This window comes from Variovorax sp. OV329, assembly GCF_900114785.1.
In the GTDB taxonomy this organism is placed as follows: Bacteria; Pseudomonadota; Gammaproteobacteria; order Burkholderiales; family Burkholderiaceae_C; genus Variovorax.
Genome location: NZ_FOUG01000005.1, coordinates 32,475 through 48,481, shown reverse-complemented (window position 1 = coordinate 48,481; position 16,007 = coordinate 32,475). Strand labels below are relative to the sequence as shown.

At 68.1% G+C, this 16,007-nt stretch carries 15 protein-coding genes; 13 read left to right on the top strand and 2 right to left on the bottom strand.

The annotated features are described in order from the left end of the window. Position 1: 1 nt before the first annotated feature. From lpdA to BM345_RS09805, 3 genes are read left to right on the top strand one after another with little or no spacing between them, the layout of a single operon-like run. Positions 2 to 1,432, top strand: a complete 1,431-nt coding sequence (gene lpdA / locus BM345_RS09815) for a dihydrolipoyl dehydrogenase (RefSeq protein ID WP_093378583.1) — start codon at positions 2 to 4, stop codon at positions 1,430 to 1,432. Continuing rightward, positions 1,429 to 2,553, top strand: a complete 1,125-nt coding sequence (zapE, locus tag BM345_RS09810) for a cell division protein ZapE (RefSeq protein WP_175544973.1) — start codon at positions 1,429 to 1,431, stop codon at positions 2,551 to 2,553. The genes lpdA and zapE overlap by 4 nt, the downstream gene beginning before the upstream one ends. Further along, positions 2,550 to 3,185, top strand: coding sequence for a hypothetical protein (locus BM345_RS09805; RefSeq protein WP_139237492.1), 636 nt, complete (start codon positions 2,550 to 2,552; stop codon positions 3,183 to 3,185). Before zapE ends, BM345_RS09805 begins: the two co-directional genes overlap by 4 nt. A gap of 12 nt (positions 3,186 to 3,197) precedes the next feature. Here BM345_RS09805 and BM345_RS09800 read toward each other — a convergent pair whose 3' ends face one another. Further along, positions 3,198 to 3,971, bottom strand: coding sequence for a PP2C family protein-serine/threonine phosphatase (locus tag BM345_RS09800; protein WP_093378574.1), 774 nt, complete (start codon positions 3,969 to 3,971; stop codon positions 3,198 to 3,200). A gap of 113 nt (positions 3,972 to 4,084) precedes the next feature. Here BM345_RS09800 and BM345_RS09795 point away from each other — a divergent pair, with 113 nt between their 5' ends. After that, positions 4,085 to 4,288: a YdcH family protein gene (locus BM345_RS09795; protein WP_093379412.1), complete on the top strand. Its 204-nt coding sequence runs from the start codon at positions 4,085 to 4,087 to the stop codon at positions 4,286 to 4,288. Then, complete coding sequence (locus tag BM345_RS09790; RefSeq protein WP_175544961.1) at positions 4,288 to 6,300, top strand: DNA repair helicase YoaA; 2,013 nt, start codon at positions 4,288 to 4,290, stop codon at positions 6,298 to 6,300. The genes BM345_RS09795 and BM345_RS09790 overlap by 1 nt, the downstream gene beginning before the upstream one ends. 23 nt (positions 6,301 to 6,323) lie before the next feature. Here the strand turns inward: BM345_RS09790 and BM345_RS09785 are convergent, their stop codons facing one another. Continuing rightward, on the bottom strand, positions 6,324 to 7,133 hold the full coding sequence (locus tag BM345_RS09785; protein ID WP_093378568.1) for an outer membrane protein assembly factor BamD: 810 nt from the start codon (positions 7,131 to 7,133) through the stop codon (positions 6,324 to 6,326). Positions 7,134 to 7,183: 50 nt separating this feature from the next. Here BM345_RS09785 and BM345_RS09780 point away from each other — a divergent pair, with 50 nt between their 5' ends. From BM345_RS09780 to ispG, 8 genes are all read left to right on the top strand, one after another. Continuing rightward, positions 7,184 to 8,164: an RluA family pseudouridine synthase gene (locus tag BM345_RS09780; protein WP_254789690.1), complete on the top strand. Its 981-nt coding sequence runs from the start codon at positions 7,184 to 7,186 to the stop codon at positions 8,162 to 8,164. A gap of 130 nt (positions 8,165 to 8,294) precedes the next feature. Then, positions 8,295 to 9,248, top strand: a complete 954-nt coding sequence (gene scpB / locus BM345_RS09775; RefSeq protein WP_093378565.1) for an SMC-Scp complex subunit ScpB — start codon at positions 8,295 to 8,297, stop codon at positions 9,246 to 9,248. Continuing rightward, positions 9,245 to 11,050, top strand: a complete 1,806-nt coding sequence (locus tag BM345_RS09770; RefSeq protein ID WP_093378562.1) for a pseudouridine synthase — start codon at positions 9,245 to 9,247, stop codon at positions 11,048 to 11,050. Before scpB ends, BM345_RS09770 begins: the two co-directional genes overlap by 4 nt. A gap of 152 nt (positions 11,051 to 11,202) precedes the next feature. Beyond that, on the top strand, positions 11,203 to 11,628 hold the full coding sequence (gene ndk / locus BM345_RS09765; RefSeq protein ID WP_093378559.1) for a nucleoside-diphosphate kinase: 426 nt from the start codon (positions 11,203 to 11,205) through the stop codon (positions 11,626 to 11,628). A gap of 22 nt (positions 11,629 to 11,650) precedes the next feature. Continuing rightward, the gene (gene rlmN, locus BM345_RS09760) at positions 11,651 to 12,832 is read left to right on the top strand and encodes a dual-specificity RNA methyltransferase RlmN (RefSeq protein WP_093378556.1); all 1,182 of its coding nucleotides are present in this window, start codon (positions 11,651 to 11,653) and stop codon (positions 12,830 to 12,832) included. Positions 12,833 to 12,836: 4 nt separating this feature from the next. Beyond that, positions 12,837 to 13,670 (top strand): type IV pilus biogenesis/stability protein PilW, encoded by an 834-nt coding sequence (gene pilW / locus BM345_RS09755; protein WP_093378554.1) that lies wholly within the window; start codon positions 12,837 to 12,839, stop codon positions 13,668 to 13,670. Next, positions 13,663 to 14,607 (top strand): helix-turn-helix domain-containing protein, encoded by a 945-nt coding sequence (locus tag BM345_RS09750; protein WP_093378551.1) that lies wholly within the window; start codon positions 13,663 to 13,665, stop codon positions 14,605 to 14,607. The genes pilW and BM345_RS09750 overlap by 8 nt, the downstream gene beginning before the upstream one ends. Further along, positions 14,604 to 15,920, top strand: a complete 1,317-nt coding sequence (ispG, locus tag BM345_RS09745) for a flavodoxin-dependent (E)-4-hydroxy-3-methylbut-2-enyl-diphosphate synthase (protein ID WP_093378549.1) — start codon at positions 14,604 to 14,606, stop codon at positions 15,918 to 15,920. Before BM345_RS09750 ends, ispG begins: the two co-directional genes overlap by 4 nt. Positions 15,921 to 16,007 lie beyond the last annotated feature (87 nt).

Here is a 16,007-nt window from a genome sequence, read left to right as displayed (position 1 = left end):
AATGGCTGACAAGCAATTCGACGTCGTCGTCATCGGCGGCGGTCCCGGCGGCTACATCGCCGCCATCCGCGCGGCCCAGCTGGGCTTCAACGTGGCCTGCATCGACGAGTGGAAGAACGCCAAGGGCGGCCCCGCCCTGGGCGGCACCTGCACCAACGTGGGCTGCATTCCCTCCAAGGCGCTGCTGCAATCGTCCGAGCACTACGAGCACGCCGGCAAGCACTTCGCCGACCATGGCATCCAGGTCGAGGGCCTGGGCCTGGACATCGCCAAGATGCTCGGCCGCAAAGATACCGTGGTGAAGCAGAACAACGACGGCATCCAGTTCCTCTTCAAGAAGAACAAGGTCGCCTCGTTCCACGGCCGCGGCTCCTTCGTGAAAGCGACGGATGCCGGCTACGAGATCAAGGTCAGCGGCGCTGCCGAAGAGACCATCGTGGGCCAGCACATCATCGTGGCCACGGGCTCCAACGCCCGCGCGCTGCCCGGCACACCTTTCGATGAAGAGAACGTGCTGTCCAACGACGGCGCGCTGCGCATCGGCGCCGTGCCGAAGAAGCTGGCACTGATCGGTTCGGGCGTCATCGGCCTGGAGATGGGCTCGGTGTGGCGCCGCCTGGGTTCCGAAGTGACCGTGCTCGAAGCCCTGCCCACTTTCCTCGGTGCGGTGGACGAGCAGATCGCCAAGGAAGCCAAGAAGGCCTTCGACAAGCAGGGCCTGAAGATCGAGCTGGGCGTGAAGGTCGGCGAAGTGAAGGCGTCCAAGAAGGGCGTGAGCATTGCCTACGAGAACGCCAAGGGCGAGGCGCAAAGCCTGGACGTGGACAAGCTGATCGTCTCGATCGGCCGGGTGCCCAACACCATCGGCCTGAACCCCGAGGCGGTGGGCCTGAAGCTGGACGAGCGCGGCGCCATCGTGGTGGACGACGAGTGCAAGACCAGCCTGCCCAAGGTCTGGGCCATCGGCGACGTGGTGCGCGGCCCCATGCTGGCGCACAAGGCCGAGGAAGAGGGCGTTGCCGTGGCCGAGCGCATTGCCGGGCAGCACGGCCATGTCAACTTCAACACGATCCCCTGGGTGATCTACACCTCGCCGGAAATCGCGTGGGTGGGCCAGACCGAGCAGCAGCTGAAGGCTTCGGGCCGCGCCTACAAGGCCGGCACCTTCCCCTTCCTGGCCAACGGCCGCGCGCGCGCGCTGGGCGACACCACCGGCATGGTGAAGTTCCTGGCCGACGCAACCTCCGACGAGATCCTGGGCGTGCACATCGTGGGCCCCATGGCCAGCGAGCTGATCTCCGAGGCCGTGGTCGCGATGGAGTTCAAGGCCAGCGCCGAGGACATCGCACGCATCTGCCACGCGCATCCGTCCCTGAGCGAAGCGACCAAGGAAGCCGCCCTGGCGGTCGACAAGCGCACGCTGAACTTCTGAGTGTGACGGACGCAAGCGCACCCTCGGTGCGCTCCGTCTACGAGGCGGAGCTGAAGGCGCGGGGTTTCGAGAGCGACCCCGCGCAGCTGCGCGCCATCGACGCGCTGGAGCGCTGCTGCCAGGACTGGGCCGAGTACAAGGCCCAGCGCTCCAACGCCTTCAAGAAGCTCATCAACCGCCCCGACATTCCGCGCGGCGTGTACATGTTCGGCGGAGTGGGGCGCGGCAAGAGCTTCCTGATGGACTGCTTCTACACGGCCGTGCCGCTGCGTCGCAAGACGCGGCTGCATTTCCACGAGTTCATGCGCGAGGTGCACCGCGAACTGGCCGACCTGCAGGGCACGGTAAACCCGCTGGACGAACTGGGCCGGCGCATGGCCAAGCGCTACCGGCTGATCTGCTTCGACGAATTCCACGTCGCGGACATCACCGACGCGATGATCCTGCACCGGCTGCTGGTGTCGCTGTTCGAAAACGGCGTGGGCTTCGTCACCACCTCGAACTTCAAGCCGGACGACCTGTACCCCGGCGGGCTGCACCGCGACCGCATACTGCCGGCCATCCAGTTGCTCAACGAGCGGCTGGAAGTCATCAACGTGGACAACGGCACCGACTATCGGCGCCGCACGCTGGAGCAGGTGCGGCTGTACCTCACGCCCAACGGCGCCGAGGCCGACGCCGAGATGCGCGACGCCTTCCGCCGCCTGGCCGAGAAGGCCGACGACGAGAACCCGGTGCTTCACATCGAGGCACGAGAAATACGCGCCCGGCGCAAGGCCGGCGGCGTGGTCTGGTTCGACTTCAAGACGCTGTGCGGCGGGCCGCGCTCGCAGAACGACTACCTGGAGATTGCGAGCCAGTTTCACACGGTGCTGCTTTCGGACGTTCCGCACATGCCGGTGCGCATGGCCTCGGAGGCCCGGCGCTTCACATGGCTGGTCGACGTCCTGTACGACCGGCGTGTCAAACTCATCATGTCGGCGGCGGTGCCGCCTGAAGAGTTGTATACCGAGGGCCCCCTGGCCCACGAGTTCCCGCGCACGGTTTCGCGGCTGCACGAGATGCAGTCCGCCGAGTTCCTGGCGCTGGAGCCGCGCTCGGTCGACACCCGCATCACATGAATTTGAGGCCTTTCATTCCCTACCTGCTGGCCATCGCGGCATGGCCGGCCTGCGCGCAGGCGCCCACGCCCGAGGCGGAAGCCGACGCCCAGAAGGCGCGCATCTCGACCGAGCGAAAGGCGGTGGAGGCGCGCTACGACCAGGATCGCGCCGTCTGCTTCCAGAAGTTCGCGGTCCAGGATTGCCTCAACGACGCCCGCCGCAAGCGGCGCACGCAGGTCGAAGACCTGAAGCGCCAGGAAGCCGCCATCAACGACGCCGACCGCCAGCGCCGTGCGGCGGCACAGCTCGACAAGCTCGACCAGAAGGCGCAGCCGTCGGCCGACGAAGCGGCGAATCGCGAGCGCGCCCTGCAGTCGCAGAAGGATCGGGAGCAGCGGGCGGCCGACCGCGAGACCAGCCGCCAGGAAAGGGAAGCGCAGGAGGCGGCCAACCGCCAGGCCTTCCAGAACAAGCAGCGTGCCAACGCGCAGGAGCAGGCCAGGTTGGCGGAGCGGCGTGCGCAGGAGGCGGTCGAGCGCCAGCGCTACGAAGACCGGCTAAAGAAGGCCGAGCAGGACAAGGCCGAGCTGGACGAGCGCAACGCCAAGCGCACCAAGCCGCGCGGAGCGCCATTGCCCACGCCGCCCTGAAAAAGAAAAGACTCAGCCGTTGCCCTTGGGCAGCGGCTCGAGTTTGAGAATGGCCAGCGAGATGTTGTCACCCGTCCCGCGGGCACGCATGCGGGCCTCTTCGATCAGCAGTTCGACCGATTCGCGCGGCGTGCGCTCGGCGATCAACGCACCCATTTCTTCCGGGGTGAAGTAATGCCAAAGGCCGTCGCTGCAGGCGAGCAAGGCATCGCCAGGCTGGAGCTGCGGGATGGAATGCGTGTCGATCGGCGGCGGCGCGGTGGACATGCCCAGGCAGCCCAGAAGGATGTTGGCTTGGGGGTGGTCCTCGATCTCTTCCGCGCTCAATTCGCCGCGGTCGACCAGGGCCTGCACGTAGGAATGGTCGCGCGTGCGTTTGGCCAGCCGGCCGTTCTGGAAGTGGTAGAGGCGCGAATCGCCTACGTGGATCCAGGTGCACTCGCCGCGCGGGTTCATGATGAACGCGGCCACGGTGCTGTGCGGCTCCTGCTCGGCCGACACGGCGGTGAGCTTGATGACCATGTGCGAGTCTTCCACCAACTGCTTGAGCAGGCCAGGGGCACTGTCGGTCTCGGGTGAATACTTGGCGAAGAGCTGCTTGGCCGTCAGCAGCACCTGGTCGGAGGCCTTGCGCCCGCCGCTGCGTCCACCCATGCCGTCCGCCACCACGCCCATCAGGCATCCCTGGAAATGGGGATGACCGATCATCATGACCTGGTCTTGCTGGTAAGGGCGGTCGCCCTGGTGAAGGCCGCTGGCGGCCGCGAGTCGAAAGCCTCTTGTCATCGGTGCTGCTGCGAGCGCCGGTGGCGCTGAGTGCCTTTCTTGGGTCGGGGGTATTGGACTATTATCAAGCGAAGAGGGTCCGCGTCCCATGTGAGTGTGCGCGCGGCGCAACTTTGGACTCGAATCTCCACTCTATTTCACGCCAATTGATCGAATGTCGCATGGAACATGCGGACCTGGACGCCACCATCGATCGATTGGCGGAGACTGCTCCGCCCGATGAACTGCTGCTGCGGCGGCTGAAGAAGCGTCGTCTCGCGCTGCGAGACCAGATCGCGCGGCTGGAACGCGAACTGGACCCGCAAGAGCCGGCCTGATGAATCCACTTGAAGAACGGGTGCGCGAAGTCTTCGCGCAGGGAGGCGCCCTGTCTCGCGCCGCAGAGGAATTCCGCGAGCGCGATGGACAGACGCGGATGGCGCTCGCCGTCGCGCAGGCCATCGAGCAGGGTGGGGCGCTCGTTGTCGAGGCGGGCACCGGCGTCGGGAAAACCTTCTCCTATCTGGTGCCTGCGCTGCTGAGCGGTGAGCGAGTACTTCTGTCGACGGCCACCAAGACGCTGCAGGATCAGCTCTTCGGCCGCGACCTGCCGCGCCTGGTGGAGTCTCTGGGCCTGCCGGTGCGCACCGCCTTGCTCAAGGGCCGCGCCAGCTACCTGTGCCTGCACCGCCTTGAACTGGCACGCCGCGATGCCTCGCCCGAGCGCGCCTCGCAACGGGCGCTGGCGAAGATCGAGCTGTGGTCCCAGTCCACCCGCACCGGCGACCTGGCGGAGCTGCCGGGCCTGGACGAGCGCTCGCCGCTCATTCCCTTGGTGACTTCCACCCGCGACAACTGCCTGGGTGCGCAATGCCCGCAGTTCCGCGCCTGCCATGTCAACCTGGCGCGGCGCGAGGCCTTGGCCGCCGACGTGGTGGTGGTCAACCACCACCTGTTCTTCGCCGACCTGGCGGTGCGCGAATCCGGTATGGCCGAGCTGCTGCCCTCAGTGCGGGTGGTGGTGTTCGACGAGGCGCACCAGCTCAACGAGACCGGCGTGCAGTTCCTGGGTGTGCAGCTGGGCAGCGCGCAGGCACTGGATTTCTCACGCGACCTGCTGGCCGCCGGCCTGCAGCATGCCCGCGGTCTGGTCGACTGGCAGACGCTCGCGGCCGGCGTGGAGCGCGCCGCGCGTGAGTTGCGGCTCGTCGTCGGGAAGCAGTGGCCCGGTGCCAAGCTGCGCTGGACCGATGCGGCCCCAGAAGGACTGCCCGAGCAGCCTTGGCAAAACGCGCTGGAAGAGGTGCAGCAGGCCTTCGAGCACGCCGCCGACGGCCTGGCGATGGTCAGCGAGCTCTCGCCCGATTTCGTCCGCCTGCACGAGCGCGCGTCCGAGCTCATCCGTCGAGCCGAGCGCTTTGCCCAGCCCTGTGCCGCCGAATCGGTGCGCTGGGTGGACGTGGGTAATCACCAGCTGCGCCTGATGGAGTCGCCGCTGGACATCGCCGAAGCCGTGAAGCGGCGCATGCTCAAGAGCGGCTCGGAGGAAGAGGCCGTCCAGGGCCGCAGCTGGATCTTCACCTCCGCCACGCTGGGCGATGAGCCGAAGCTGCGCTGGTTCACCGAGCCCTGCGGCCTGGAGGAGGCGACGGTACTGCGCGTGTCCAGTCCCTTCGACTACCTGCAGCAGGCGGCGCTCTACGTGCCGCGCAACTTCCCCAAGCCCAACGACCCGTCGCACAGCGCCCAGGTGGCGCGCCTGGCCGGAAGAGGAGCGGCGCTGCTGGGCGGGCGCACGCTGGTGCTGACCACCACGCTGCGCGCGCTACGCACCATCGGCGACGACCTGCGCCGCCAGTTCGAGCAGAGCGACACCGCCCGCTCGCTGGAGGTGCTGGTGCAGGGCGAGCTGCCCAAGCGCGTGCTGATGGAGCGCTTTCGCGAAGGGGCGGGCCAGGGGCGCCCCGGCTGCGTGCTGGTGGCGTCGGCGTCGTTCTGGGAAGGTTTCGATGCACCGGGCGACGTGCTGCAGCTGGTGGTGATCGACAAGCTGCCCTTTCCGCCGCCCAACGATCCGCTGGTGGAGGCCCGCTCCAAGCGCCTGGAGTCCCAGGGCCGCAGCGCCTTCAGCGACTACTTCCTGCCGGAGGCGGCGGTGGCGTTGAAGCAGGGCGCAGGCCGGCTGATCCGCCGCGAGAGCGACCGCGGCGTGCTGGCCATCTGCGACACGCGCCTCACGGCCATGGGCTATGGCAAGCGCCTGCTGGGCGCGGTGCCCGGCATGCGAAGGCTGGAGAGCGAATCGGCGTTCGACGCCGCATTGGCCGAGCTGGTCCAGCCGGCCGAGTGATCGGAATCAGAGCCGGCTGAGGCTTACCAGAGCTTCCACCACGGATCATCCTTGCCGCGGAAGCCGTTGCTGAGGTAGCTGCTCTGCGGGTAGTTGGTGGTGAGCACGCGCTGGGTGTCGTCGCGCAGCTGCGTCATGCCCAGGGCGTCGTAGGAGCGCAGCATGATGTAGAGCGCTTCCTCCACCGCCGGCACCTCGCGGTAGTCCGAGATGGCCAGCTGCGAGCGGTTGATGGCCGCCAGGTAGGCGCCGCGGTTGAAGTAGTAGCGCGCCACGTGCACTTCGTACTGCGCCAGCGAATTGACGATGTAGTTCATGCGCGCCCGTGCATCGGGTGCGTAGCGCGAGGCCGGGAAACGCGTGACCAGTTCCTTGAAGGACTCGAAGGATTCCTTGGCCGCCTTCTGGTCGCGCTCGGACAGGTCCTGGCGCGTGAAGGAGGAGAACATGCCCAGGTCGTCGTTGAAGTTGACGATGCCGCGCATGTACAGGGCGTAGTCGAAGGCAGGGCTGGCCGGATGCAGCTTCATGAAGCGATCGAGCGTGGCGACCGCGGCAGGGCGGTCGCCGCCCTTGTACTGCGCATAGGCCTTCTCGAGCTGGGCCTGCTGGGCCAGGGGCGTGCCGGCGGCGCGGCCCTCGAGCTTCTCGTACAGTGGCACGGCCTTGTCGAAGGCGCCGGAGTCGAACTCGTCCTTGGCCTCGGTGTAGATGCGGTTCGGGCTCCAGTTGGCCGTCTTGTCGACGTTGTCGCTCGCGCATCCAGCTGCCAGCACGACTGTCGCGGCAAGCGCGAGCCAGCAGGGGACAGCGGATAATTTGGTGCGAACCATCACTAGAAGCTTTCGTGAATCAGGAGCCCTCAATTATATCGACCGACCCTCTGGATGAAGCCGCCGACGCCTGGGGCCACGGCGAGGCGGAGCAGGCCAGCGAAATCCGCGAATTCAGCATTCCATCCGGGTTGCACAAGGAGCGGCTGGACCGTGTGCTGGCCGAGCTGATCCCGGAGTTCTCGCGCAACTACCTGCGCCAGCTGCTCGAGGCGGGCGCCGTGCAGCTCAAGGGCAGGGTGGTGACCAAACCCGCCACCCGCGTTCTGGCCGGCGAGCCCGGCCAGATCGAGCTGCGGCCCACCCCGCAAAGCCAGGCCTTCACGCCGGAGCCCATGGACCTGCGCGTCGTGTACGAGGATGCCCATCTGCGAGTCATCGACAAGCCGGTCGGTCTGGTGGTGCATCCGGCGCCGGGTCACTGGAGCGGCACGCTGCTCAATGGCCTGCTGGCGCACGACGCCCAGGCCGGCCACCTGCCGCGCGCAGGCATCGTGCACCGCCTCGACCGCGACACCAGCGGCCTCATGGTGGTGGCGCGCACGCGTGCCGCCATGGACGCGCTGGTGGCCATGATCGGCGCGCGCGAGGTCACCCGGCAGTACCTGGCCCTGGCGAACCGGGCCTGGCAGGGTGCGGACGCACGGCATGTGGACGCACCCATAGGGCGCGACCCGCGCAACCGGCTGCGCATGGCGGTTGTCGACCTGGCGCGCCATTCCGGGAAGACCGCACGAACGCTGATCGAGAAGGTCGACGGCTGCGACGAAGGCTGCCTGGTTCGCTGCACGCTGGAGACCGGGCGCACCCACCAGATCCGGGTGCACATGGCCTCCATCGGGCACCCGCTGGTGGGCGATGCCCTCTACGGCGGAGTGGCCACGCCCGAGCTGGACCGCCAGGCACTGCACGCGTTCCGCCTCGCGTTCCGGCATCCGGTGACGCAGGAGAACCTCGAACTGCGCTCCGAGCCGCCCGAGGACCTGCTGGCCGGAATGCGGGCCTGGGGGCTGGACTACAATCGCGCGTGAATGGGCCCGCTGGGACCCTGCCGGCCTTGCAAGCCGGCCCGCGTTGCACTTGCCCAAGTGCCGGCAACGCCTCCCTCGTACCTCCATCTGAACGCGCCTCCCAAGGCGCTCACCGGGATCCACGCGAAACATGAATACGGCGGATGCCAAGCGCATTCTCGAAACCGCCTTGATCTGTTCGGCCCAGCCGCTGCCCGTGCGCGAGCTGCGCGTGCTGTTCGACGACGAACTCGGCGCCGACACGATCAAGAGCTTGCTGGCCGAACTGCAGGAGGAATGGACGCAGCGCGGGATGGAACTGGTCAGCGTGGCCAGCGGATGGCGCTTCCAGAGCCGCCCCGACATGCGCGACCACCTGGACCGCATGCATCCCGAAAAGCCGCCGCGCTACACGCGCGCCGCGCTCGAGACCCTGGCCATCATCGCGTACCGGCAGCCGGTCACGCGCGGCGACATGGAGGACATCCGTGGCGTCACCATCAACTCGCAGATTCTCAAGCAGCTGGAAGATCGCAGCTGGGTCGAGGTCATCGGCCACCGCGAGACGGTGGGCCGGCCCGCCCTGTACGCGACCACCAAGCAGTTCCTCGACGACCTCGGCCTGGAGTCGCTGGATCAACTGCCCCTGATCGAATCGCCCGCGCAGCAGGGCGCCTACGCCGGTTCGCTTGCAGGGGCGATGCCTGACCAAGCCGCGCTGCCGATCGACGAAGCTGCTGCCGCAGAAGCGGCGGCCCCCGACTCGCCCGCGGCGCCGGTCCCTGCAGAGCAAGGTGCGGCGGTCGACGTGTCGCAGGCGGCCGCCGAGCCCGTCGCCGGGGATGCTGCGCCCGAAGACTCGGTCGAAGCGTCTTTCGGGCCCGAGCCCGACGAAGCGGGGGCTTCAGCGCAAGCGCCCGCCGAGGATGAAGCCGCCCCCCAGGCCGCGAACGAACAACAACACCCCAGCGAAGAAGAACCCGCTGCCGCCCACCTGCCTGCCCACGCCGTGGCGTCGAACGACCCGGCGCTGCCCGAATCGCCCGACGAAGAAGACGAAGGCGACGATACCGCTGGCAAGGCGCCCTCCGGAATTCCATCATGACCCCTGAAGATCCCGTCGTTCCCGAGTCCGTGCCCGAGCACGAAGCCGCGCCCCAGACCTCATCGGAGAATGCGCAGACGGCTGGCAGCGAAGAGGGAGCCGCCGGCGAGGCCACGCCCCCCAAGCGCCGTCCGCGCCGCCGCAAGGCCGACGCCGTGAGCGAGCCGGTGGCAGAAGAAGCGCCGGTTGAAGCGCCTGTTGCCGAAGCGACCCAGGCCGAGCCCGAGCCGGAACGCAAGCCGGAACGCAAGCCGGAACGCAAGCCCGAGCCCGAGTCTGAAGCGCAGACCGCAGCGCCCGCCGTGCAGCCGCAGCCGCGCCCCGAGCCCCGGCAGCAGGATGACCGGGATGACGAGTCCTTCGACGATGAGGATGAGGACGAGGAGGACGAGGACGAGGACGACCTCGATCGCGCCCGTCGCGCTGCCGATCGCGAGGCCCGCAATGCGCCGGCGCCCGAGCCCATCAAGTTCAGCGACGTGGTCTCCGGCCAGTTCGATGCCGACGAGGAAAGCCCCGACGTCGCGCCACTCAAGCGCGTACTGCTGCCTGAAGCCGATTCGCCCAAGCTGCACAAGGTGCTGGCCCAGGCGGGCCTGGGGTCGCGGCTGGAGATGGAGCAGCTCATCCTGCAGGGCCGCATCTCGGTCAACAACGAGCCGGCCCACATCGGCCAGCGCATCCAGTGGGGCGACCAGGTCAAGTTCAACGGCAGGCCGATCCGCTTCCGCATCGCGCCGCCGCCGGCGCGCATCATTGCCTATCACAAGCCAGCTGGTGAAGTCGTCACCCATGACGACCCGCAGAACCGCCCGACGGTGTTCCGCAAGTTGCCCCGCCTTCAGCAGGGCAAGTGGCAGTCCGTCGGGCGGCTGGACCTCAACACCGAGGGCCTGCTGCTCTTCACGAGTTCCGGCGAACTGGCCAACCAGCTGATGCACCCGCGTTTCGGCCTCGAGCGCGAGTACGCGGTCCGGGTGCTGGGCGCCCTCAGCAAGGAAGAGAAGCAGCAACTGCTCGATGGCGTGCGGCTGGAAGACGGCATGGCCCGCTTCGGCAGCATCGAGGACGGCGGCGGCGAAGGATCCAACTGCTGGTACCGCGTCACCATCTCCGAGGGCCGCAATCGCGAAGTGCGGCGCATGTGCGAGGCGGTGGGCCACGCGGTCAGCCGGCTGATCCGCATCCGCTATGGCGCCATGGTGCTGCCGCGCGGCCTCAAGCGCGGCGCCTGGATGGAGCTGGACGAGCGCGACATCCGCGCGCTGACCCAGGCCGCCGGCGGCCTGGCCGAGCGCCCGCAGCATCGCGGCGACCAGGAGGGCGGTCGTGGCAACAACAAGCGCAACAACAAGCAGCGGCGGCGCGGCCAGGGCCAGGGTCAGGGTCAGGGCGGTGGCAACAGCGGTGCCCGTGGCGAGGGCGGCTCGCAGATCCCCAATCCCATGGGTGACGGGCAGCGCAACCGCAACAACCGCAAGCGCGGCGGCCCTGGCGGCGGGCCGGGGGGCGGCCAAGGCCTCGGTGACGGCCAGCGTCGCGGCAATGGCGGCGGCGGCGGCAACCGGGGCGACAACCGCGGTGACCGCGCCCAGGGCGCCCAGCCGGACCCGATGAAGACCTCGCTGGGCTACATCGGCGCCGATAGCTTCTCGCGCCAGCGGCGCGAAGGCCGCGGTGGCGGTGGCGGCGGTGGTGGTGGCGGCGGCTTCGGCGGTGGCGGTGGCGGTGGCGGGAACTCCCGTCGCGGCGGCGGCGGTGGCGGCGGGCAGGGCGGCGGTGGCCGCCGGCGCGGCCGCTGAAACCGACTGGCCAATATCCCTGCGGCTTCGCCCCTCGGTCTTCGAGGGTGCCCGGGCCCGGTTAAAATAAAAAGCTTTGTCAAGGTGGGCAACCGCAGGAAACCCCCGTGACGAAATATCTCCAAAATCAACGCTCAGGAAAGCATTTCCAAATGGCCATCGAACGCACCCTCTCCATCATCAAGCCCGACGCTGTCGCCAAGAACGTCATCGGCAAGATCGTCTCCCGTTTCGAAGCCGCCGGCCTGAAGATCGTCGCCGCCAAGCTGATCCACCTGTCGCGCGCCGAAGCAGAGCAGTTCTACGCCGTGCACAAGGAGCGTCCCTTCTTCAAGGACCTGGTCGACTTCATGATCTCGGGCCCCGTGTTCGTGCAAGTGCTGCAAGGCGACAACGCCATCGCCAAGAACCGCGACCTGATGGGCGCCACCGACCCGAAGAAGGCCGCCGCCGGCACCATTCGCGCCGACTTCGCCGACAGCATCGACGCCAACGCCGTGCACGGCTCGGACGCGGCTGAAACCGCCGCCGTAGAGATCGGCTTCTTCTTCCCCGGCCACAACGTCTACGCTCGCTGAAAGGCGAGCCCTGCCTGACGCAATGACGACGGTCAACCTGCTCGACTTCGATCTGGAGGGGTTGGCCGCGTTCTGCGAACGGCTCGGCGAGAAGCGCTTCCGCGCCACGCAGCTCTTCCGCTGGATCCACCAGCGCGGCGAGAGCGACTTCACCCGGATGACCGACCTGGCGAAGTCGCTGCGCGAGAAGCTCGCCACCACGGCCCATGTCCAGGGCCTTCCGGTTCTTACCCGCAATGATTCCACCGACGGCACCATCAAGTGGCTGTTCGACGTGGGCGACGGCAATGCCGTCGAAGCGGTCTTCATTCCCGAGGACGACCGCGGCACGCTGTGCGTGTCGTCCCAGGCCGGGTGTGCGGTGGGCTGCCGTTTCTGCTCCACCGGCCACCAGGGCTTCAGCCGCAACCTGAGCACCGGCGAGATCGTCGCCCAGCTCTGGTATGCCGAGCATTTCCTTCGCAAGCACCTCAATCGCGACGAGCGCGTCATCTCCAACGTGGTGATGATGGGCATGGGCGAGCCGCTGCAGAACTACGCGGCCCTGGTGCCGGCGCTGCGCACCATGCTGGACGACAACGCCTACGGCCTCTCGCGCCGCCGCGTCACCGTGTCCACCTCCGGCGTGGTCCCGATGATCGATCGCCTGGGCACCGACTGCCCGGTGGCATTGGCGGTGTCGCTGCACGCGCCCAACGATGCGCTGCGCGACGACCTGGTGCCGCTCAATCGCAAGTACCCGATTGCCGAACTGCTGGACGCCTGCAATCGCTACCTGGCGCACGCGCCGCGCGACTTCATCACCTTCGAGTACTGCATGCTCGACGGCGTCAACGACACGCCCGGGCACGCCCGCGAGCTGATCGCGCTGGTGAAGAAGCATGCGGGGCAGGGCGTGTCCTGCAAGTTCAACCTGATTCCCTTCAACCCCTTCCCGGCGTCCGGCCTGCTGCGTTCCCCGCAGCCGCGCGTGACCGCCTTCGCCAAGCTGCTCAGCGAAGCAGGCGTGATCACCACCGTGCGCAAGACCCGCGGCGACGACATCGATGCCGCCTGCGGCCAGCTGGCCGGCGACGTGAAGGACCGCACGCGCGCCGCCGAACGCATGGCGCAGCGACGCGCCACGGCCGACGGCACGCTGCGTCCCGTTGTCATCCATCCGGCCCGCAAGCCCGCTGCCCATTCCAATCCTCAGGAGCGCTGAACCGATGAGCCTTGCTTTTCCGATTCCCCGCATTGCGGCGTCCCGGCTGCTGATGGCAGCCACTGCTCTCCTGGTGCTGGCGGGCTGCGTCGGCAAGGGACCCCTGGGCAGCACACCCGGCGCGCGCGCGGAACCGGAAATCATCACGGACTCGGACGAAAGCCCGGGCCGAAAACGGGCACGCATCCGGCTCGAGCTGGCCATGGGCTATTTCGAGCAGAACAAGAACACGGTCGCGCTCGACGAGATCAAGCAGGCGCTGTCGGCCGACCCGAACTACTCGGACGCCTACAACCTGCGGGGCCTGGTCTACATGCGCTTGGACGACCCGGCCTTGGCCGAAGACAGCTTCCGGCGTGCCGTCGCCCTCAATCCGCGCGACGGCAACGCCATGCACAACTACGGCTGGCTGTTGTGCCAGCAGAAGCGCTACGCCGACGCCAGCCAGCAATTCACGCGCGCGCTTGATACCCCCGGCTACACGGACCGCACCAAGACCCTGATGACGCAGGGCGTGTGCCAGATGCAGGCCGGCCAGAAGGCCGAGGCCGAGAAGAGCCTCACGCAGGCCTACGAGCTGGACGCGGGCAACCCGGTCATCGGCTACAACCTGGCGCTCCTGCTGTCGCAGCGCCAGGAGTGGACGCGAGCGCAGTTCTACATCCGGCGCGTGAACAACTCGCAAGCGGCCAATGCGGAGTCGCTCTGGCTGGGCGTGAAGATCGAACGCCAGCTGAACAACCGCGATTCGGTCGCCAGCCTGGGCGGCCAGTTGCAGCGGCGCTTCCCCCAGTCGAAGGAAGCCCAGGCCTACGAGCGCGGAAACTTCAATGATTGAACGGGCGAGCGAATTCGGCGCATCGGCGGCTGCGCCGCTGATCAGCGGTGACTCGAGTCTCCAGAGCGCAGGCGACATGCTGCGCGCGGCGCGCGAGGCCCATGGCCTGGACGTGGCCGTGGTGGCCGCCGCGCTGAAGGTGCCGCCGCAGAAGATCGAAGCCCTCGAAGACGACGACATCGATGCCTTGCCCGACCCGGTCTTCGCCCGCGCCCTGGCCGCCAGCATGTGCCGTGCGCTGCGCATCGATCCCAAGCCGGTGCTGGCCAAGCTTCCTGACGCGCGCAATCCCGGCCTGCACACGCGGCCGGCCATGAGCCAGGGCTTTCATACGGACGTGCCGCGCTCCGGCAATGGCGGTGCGGGTTCCCGCACGCTGCTCACCGTGGTGGGCTTGCTGGTGGTGGGCGCCGCGGTGCTGTTCTGGCTTCCGCAATCCATGCTGGACCAACTGTCGGCCTCGGTCGACCGCATCATGTCGCGCGAGTCCGGCGCCGAATCGAAACCGCAGGCCGAGGCGCCTGCCGTGGTTGGCACAGCGCCCGCCGCCGTGGCCGAGCCCGCCCCCACTGCCGCGACCGCCGCCGGCGTACAGCCCGCCACCCCGCAACTGGCGGCCATTGCGCCTGCCGCGTCTGCTGCGTCTGCTGCGGCGCCGGCAGCTGCACCCTCCACGCCCGCTGCCGCCGAAAGCGGCCAGCTGGTGGTTTTCAACGTGCGCACCGAATCCTGGATCTCCGTGACCGAGGCCGGTGGCAAGCAACTGGTGCATCGTGTCGTGCCGGCCGGCGAGACCGTGGCCCTCAGCGGCACGCCGCCGCTGCAGGTGGTGGTGGGTCGCGCCGCAGGCGTGGATGTGCAGGTGCGCGGCAAGGCCTTCGACCTGGCTCCGCTCACCCGCGGCGGCACCGTGGCACGCTTCGAGATCAAGCCATGACAGACGACCGCAGCGACACCCCCGGCAACTGCCTCCCGATCGAGGCCGCCGCGCCGCGTCCGCGCCGCTCGCGCCAGTCGCAGGTGGTGTGGGGCTCGCGCATCGTGACCGTGGGCGGCAATGCGCCGGTGCGCATCCAGTCCATGACCAACACCGACACGGTGGACGCCATCGGCACCGCCATCCAGGTCAAGGAACTGGCCGCTGCCGGCTCGGAGATGGTGCGCATCACCGTCAACACGCCCGAGGCCGCCGCACAGGTGCCCTACATCCGCGAGCAGCTCGACCGCATGGGCGTGGACGTGCCGCTGATCGGTGACTTCCACTACAACGGCCACCGGCTGCTCACCGAGTTTCCCGATTGCGCGCAGGCGCTGTCCAAGTACCGCATCAATCCCGGCAACGTGGGCAAGGGCGACAAGAAGGACAAGCAGTTCGGCCAGATGATCGAAGCCGCCATGCGCTGGAACAAGGCCGTGCGCATCGGCGTGAACTGGGGCAGCCTCGACCAGGAACTGCTGGCCAGCCTCATGGACGAGAACAGCCGGCGCGCCCAGCCCTGGGACGCCAGGCAGGTGATGTACGAGGCGCTCATCAGCTCGGCCATCGGCTCGGCGAAGCTCGCCGAGTCCATGGGCCTGGGCGGCGAGCAGATCGTGCTGAGCTGCAAGGTGAGCGGCGTGCAGGACCTGATCTCGGTCTACCGCGAACTGGCCCGCCGCTGCGACTACGCGCTGCACCTGGGCCTGACCGAGGCCGGCATGGGCACCAAGGGCACGGTGGCATCGGCCACGGCCCTGTCGATCCTGCTGCAGGAAGGCATCGGCGACACCATCCGCGTGTCGCTCACGCCGCAGCCGGGCGAGTCGCGCACGCAGGAGGTGGTGATCGCCTCCGAGATCCTGCAGGCCCTGGGCATGCGGGTGTTCGTGCCCAGCGTCACCGCCTGCCCGGGTTGCGGCCGCACCACCAGCACCACCTTCCAGGAACTGGCCAAGCAGATCGACGACTACCTGCGCATGCAGATGCCGGTCTGGCGCGAGAAGTATCCTGGCGTGGAGACGATGAAGGTGGCCGTGATGGGTTGCATCGTCAATGGTCCTGGCGAGAGCAAGCATGCCGACATCGGCATCAGCCTGCCGGGCACCGGCGAGGCACCGGCGGCGCCGGTCTTCATCGACGGAGAGAAGGCGCTTACCCTGCGCGGCGACAACATCGCCAACGAATTCCATGCCCTGGTGGAGCGCTATGTCGAGCAGCGCTTCGGCAGCGGCAGCAGCAACAACAAGACGCAGGCCGCCGAGACGGCCTGAGCCAGGAACCATGTCCCAAGAGCAAGCTCCGGGCGCGCAGGCGCCCGTTTTTCCATCGAAACAGCCCGCCAAGGCGCCGAAGCTCTC

Bases quoted from the DNA above. Each gene is read 5' to 3' on its own strand.
- lpdA (WP_093378583.1), top strand. From the start codon at position 2: ATGGCTGACAAGCAATTCGACGTCGTCGTCATCGGCGGCGGTCCCGGC.
- BM345_RS09805 (WP_139237492.1), top strand. From the start codon at position 2,550: ATGAATTTGAGGCCTTTCATTCCCTACCTGCTGGCCATCGCGGCATGG.
- BM345_RS09800 (WP_093378574.1), bottom strand. From the start codon at position 3,971: ATGACAAGAGGCTTTCGACTCGCGGCCGCCAGCGGCCTTCACCAGGGC.
- BM345_RS09790 (WP_175544961.1), top strand. From the start codon at position 4,288: ATGAATCCACTTGAAGAACGGGTGCGCGAAGTCTTCGCGCAGGGAGGC.
- BM345_RS09785 (WP_093378568.1), bottom strand. From the start codon at position 7,133: ATGGTTCGCACCAAATTATCCGCTGTCCCCTGCTGGCTCGCGCTTGCC.
- scpB (WP_093378565.1), top strand. From the start codon at position 8,295: ATGAATACGGCGGATGCCAAGCGCATTCTCGAAACCGCCTTGATCTGT.
- BM345_RS09770 (WP_093378562.1), top strand. From the start codon at position 9,245: ATGACCCCTGAAGATCCCGTCGTTCCCGAGTCCGTGCCCGAGCACGAA.
- ndk (WP_093378559.1), top strand. From the start codon at position 11,203: ATGGCCATCGAACGCACCCTCTCCATCATCAAGCCCGACGCTGTCGCC.
- rlmN (WP_093378556.1), top strand. From the start codon at position 11,651: ATGACGACGGTCAACCTGCTCGACTTCGATCTGGAGGGGTTGGCCGCG.
- pilW (WP_093378554.1), top strand. From the start codon at position 12,837: ATGAGCCTTGCTTTTCCGATTCCCCGCATTGCGGCGTCCCGGCTGCTG.
- BM345_RS09750 (WP_093378551.1), top strand. From the start codon at position 13,663: ATGATTGAACGGGCGAGCGAATTCGGCGCATCGGCGGCTGCGCCGCTG.
- ispG (WP_093378549.1), top strand. From the start codon at position 14,604: ATGACAGACGACCGCAGCGACACCCCCGGCAACTGCCTCCCGATCGAG.